At 76.5% G+C, this 4,678-nt stretch carries 1 protein-coding gene; it reads left to right on the forward strand.

Annotated elements, in window-relative coordinates; all coding sequences use genetic code 11:
• Positions 1–1,008: 1,008 nt before the first annotated feature.
• On the forward strand, positions 1,009–4,678 hold a 3,670-nt coding region (locus tag DZF91_RS27995), incomplete at its 3' end, for a beta-ketoacyl synthase N-terminal-like domain-containing protein (RefSeq protein WP_199486947.1).

Consider the following 4,678-nt stretch of genomic DNA (forward strand, 5'->3'; position numbering starts at 1 on the left):
CGCGGGGCGGTCGCCGCGGACGTGCGGCGCCGCGGCGCGCGGCGGGCGTCCGCGCGCGCCGGACGTGTGCTGGTGGGGCGCGCGTTCCCGCACGCCGAGGACTCTCATCGTCCCCCCGCCTGACACCGGCCCGTGGCGTGGATGCTACGGGGTGTAACTGGCATTATGCGTGAAGTGCCGATGGCCGCGCGAGAGGGGGAGGGGCGTGGACGGCCTGGTGGGGGCGGGTCGGACGCGCGGCGAGTGCGCGGTCACTTCGCCAGGTGACTCGTTTTCTAATGGACGGTCGCGGCCAGGAGAAATTGACACACCCTGTGGTGCGCCGTAAAGCCGAGCGTGCTCGTCGGGCTGTGCGGTACTACATCCGTGGTCGGCGGTCGTGTCGGCTGCTGCGCGTTCCGGGACGGTGGGCCGGGGGTGTTGTCCCCGGACGCGGGCGATGGTCGCGGAGCAGGTGATCCGTCTCGGTGGAGGCCGTCCGATCCGCCGTCGGGAACGCGGGTTCGGGCGCCCGCAATTCTCGTCCGGAGTCGCGCCGGGTGGCCATTCCCTGACTCCTTGCCCCGGTACCGGGGTGTGTCCGGACGCGCATTTCCTCGTGGCTTCCCCGAAGCCTGCCGGGTGGGCGAGGACGGCCTTCCGGTCCGCACCGGACAGGGCTGCGCCGGGCAGGGGAAGGTGGGGGAAAGGTGCCCGCTTCCGGCCAACGACGGGCGCGGAGGCCGAGACTGTGCCTGCCGTCCGCGTCGGGTCTCCCTTGCGTCAAGGGACGGTCCAGAGTCCCCCTGGAGTGCGCGTGAGGGCGTGACCCAGGTGTGTCGCCCGGGAGGTCGCGCGGTCACCGACCGTAGTGTTGCGCCTCGTCGCGGCCCCCGCCTGCGGAAGGCGGGCCGCGCTTCGCAACGAGTTCGAGGGGCCAGGTCCCGGGAGCCGCGCCGGCGCCGCCGGCAGCGTCGGCAGCGCCGGTTTCGGGGGCCGGGCCGGGCGCGCAACGGCGGGGGGCAGTGCATGGCGGCTGAGGTGGATCCGGGTGGCGCGTTCGGGACGGGGGCGGCGGACCGCTCCCGCGCTCTGGAGGCGGAGATCCTCGGGGTCGGCCCGTTCGGGCGGCCCGCGCCCCACCTGGCCGCCGCTGTCTGCCGGGCCGGCGGCCTGGGCGTCCTCGACCTCGGCACCGACCGGGCCGCCGCGCTGGCCGCGCTCGCCGACCTGACCCGCTGGTGGCGGGGCGCGTTCGGGGTGCGGGTCCAGGCCGGCTGCGGGGTGCGTCCGGACGAGCTGCCCGACCAGGCCCGCACCGTCCTGCTGGACGCGGTGTCCGCCGAGGAGACCATCGGGTACACGCGCGGGCGCCGGCTGCTGGTCGAGGTCGTGGATGCCGCCGAGGCGTCCGCCGCGCGCGCCGCCGGCGCCGACGGGCTGATCGCCCGCGGCTGCGAGGCGGGCGGCCGGATCGGCGAGCTCACCACGTTCGTGCTGCTCCAGCGCCTGCTGGGGGACCCCGGGACCACCCTCCCGGTGTTCGCGGCCGGCGGGATAGGCCCGCACACGGCCGCCGCCGCGGTCGCGGGCGGCGCGGCGGGCGTGGTGCTCGACGTCCAGCTCGCGCTGGTCCGCGAGTGCGAGCTGCCGTGCGACGTCGCCGACGCGCTGCGCGCCATGGACGGCAGCGAGACCCGCGTCACCGGCGGCCACCGGATCTTCGCCCGCCCGGACCTGCCCGACTTCGACCTGACCGGGCTCGCCCCGGCCGAGGCGAACACGCGGCTCGGCGCGTCCGGGCTGCACGTCAAGGCGCTGCCGGTCGGCCAGGACGGGTTCCTGGCCGCCGCGCTCGCCCACCGGTACCGGACGGCCGGGGGCGTGGTCCAGGCCGTCCGCGAGCACCTGGGCACGCATCTGCGCGCCGCGCTCACCGCCCGCCCCCTCGCCCCCCGCGACGACACGTCGGACGCCTCGGATGTGTCGGACGCGCCGGGGGAGTCCGGGGTGGCCGGGCCGGTGTATCCGGTCGTGCAGGGGCCGATGACGCGGGTCAGCGACCGGTCGGCGTTCGCCGCCGCCGTCGCGCAGGACGGCGGCCTGCCGTTCCTCGCGCTCGCGCTGATGGGCGGCGACGAGGTCCGCGACCTGCTCGCCGAGACCGCCGACCGGCTCGCCGGACGGCCCTGGGGCGTCGGCGTGCTCGGCTTCGCGCCGCCGGAGCTGCGCGAGGCGCAGATCGAGGCCGTCCTCGCCGCCCGGCCGCCGTACGCGCTGATCGCGGGCGGCCGTCCGGCCCAGGCCGCGCCGCTGGAGGACGCCGGGATCGCCACGTACCTGCACGTCCCGTCGCCGGGGCTGCTGGAGCGGTTCCTCGGCGAGGGTGCGCGGCGGTTCGTGTTCGAGGGCCTGGAGTGCGGCGGGCACGTCGGCCCGCGCGCGAGCTTCCCGCTGTGGGAGGCGCAGGTCCAGCGGCTCACCGACTTCACCGACCGGCATCCCGGCACCGCGGCGGAGATGTCGGTGCTGTTCGCGGGCGGCGTCCACGACGAGCGCTCCGGCGCGATGGTCGCCGCGCTCGCCGGTCCGCTCGCCGCGCGGGGCGTGGACGTCCGCGTCCTCATGGGCACCGCGTACCTGTTCACCCACGAGGCGGTCGCGGCCGGGGCGATCATGCCGGGCTTCCAGCAGGCCGCCCTCGAGTGCGCCGGGACGACCCTGCTGGAGACCTCGCCGGGCCACGCCACGCGCTGCGCCCGCACCCCGTACGTCGACGCGTTCGAGCAGGCCAGGCGGGGCCTGGAGGCCGCCGGGACGAGCCGCAGGCGGATGTGGGAGCAACTGGAGGAGCTGAACCTCGGACGGCTCCGGATCGCCGCCAAGGGCCTGCGGCGCGGCCGGGGCGGCGGTCCGCTGGAGCCCGTCGGCGCGGGCGAGCAGGCGCGCGAGGGCATGTACATGCTCGGGCAGGTCGCGGCGCTGCGGTCCGCGACGACCAGCGTCACCGCGCTGCACGAGCAGGTCACCGCGGGCGCGCAGCGGTTCCTGGAGGCGCGCGCCGCCGAACTCGGCGTGGTCGTTCCGGCGGACGCCGCCATCGGGGCCGCCACGTCCGCGACCTCCGCCACGCCCACTACGTCCGGGTTGACTTCGGGGTCCGAGGCCTCCGGCCGCCGGTCGGCGTCCGCGCCTGCGCCCGCGGATGTCGCGATCATCGGCATCGGCTGCGTGTTCCCGCAGGCCGGCGACGCCGACGAGTACTGGGCGAACATCGTCCGCGGGGTCGACTCCGTCACCGAGGTCCCGGCCTCCCGCTGGGACCCGGCCGTCTTCTACGACCCCGCCAGCAGGACGGGCGAGAAGAGCCCGTCCAAGTGGGGCGGGTTCGTGCCCGACGTCCCGTTCGACGCGTTCGCCTACGGCATCCCGCCGAACTCCCTCGGCAGCATCGAACCGACCCAGCTGCTCGCCCTGGAGGTCGCCGCCCGCGCGCTGCGCGACGCGGGCTACGACGAGCGGCCGTTCGACCGGTCGCGCACCGCCGTCGTCTTCGGGTCCGAGGCCGGGACCGAGCTCGGCACCGCCTACTCGGTCCGCGCGCTGCTGCCGAAGTACTTCGGCGAGGTCCCGCCGGGCGTGGACGGTCAGCTCCCGAGGCTCACCGAGGACTCGGCGCCCGGCGTGCTGACCAACGTGATCGCCGGGCGGATCGCCAACCGGCTCGACCTCGGCGGCGCGAACTACACCGTGGACGCCGCGTGCGCCGCGTCCCTCGCCGCGCTCGACGCCGCCTGCAAGGAACTGGTGACCGGGGCGGCCGACATGGTCCTGTGCGGCGGGGCCGACCTGCACAACGGCATCTACGACTACCTGCTGTTCTCGTCCGTCCACGCGCTCTCCCGCCAGGGCCGCTGCGCCACGTTCGACGCGTCCGCCGACGGGATCGCGCTCGGCGAGGGCGTCGCCTGCGTCGTCCTCAAGCGGCTCGCGGACGCCGAACGCGACGGCGACCGGGTCTACGCGGTGGTCAAGGCCGTCGCCGGGTCGTCCGACGGCCGCTCGCTCGGCCTGACCGCGCCGCGCGTCCAGGGACAGCGGCTCGCGCTGGAACGCGCCTACGAGCGCGCCGGGGTGCACCCGTCGCGGGTCGGCCTGGTCGAGGCGCACGGCACCGGCACCGAGGTCGGCGACCGGACCGAGCTGGCCACCCTCACCGAGACGTTCACCGAGGCCGGGGCCGCCCCGGGCAGCGTCACGCTCGGCTCGGTCAAGTCCCAGATCGGGCACACCAAGTGCGCCGCCGGGCTCGCCGGGTTGATCAAGACCGCCTACGCGCTGCACACCGGCGTCCTGCCGGGAACGCTGCACCTCACCGAGCCGAACAAGGCGTGGGACGGGACGTCCAGCCCGTTCGCGTTCGGCCGCGCGGCCCGGCCGTGGGCCGCCGCGCCCGGCGAGCGGTTCGCGGGCCTGTCCGGGTTCGGGTTCGGCGGGTCGAACTTCCACGCCGTCCTGGCCGGGTACGACGGCGCGCCCGAGCCGGTGTCCGGCCTCGCGGCCTGGCCCGCCGAACTCCTGCTCGTCCGGGGCGCGGACCGGGACGCCGCCCGCACCGCGCTCGACCGGCTCGCCGCCCTGGCGGACGTCCCCGGCGCGCGCCTGCGCGACCTCGCCCGGACCCTCGCCGAGCCGAACC

Source organism: Actinomadura logoneensis, assembly GCF_003428695.1.
Classification (GTDB): Bacteria; Actinomycetota; Actinomycetes; order Streptosporangiales; family Streptosporangiaceae; genus Spirillospora; species Spirillospora logoneensis.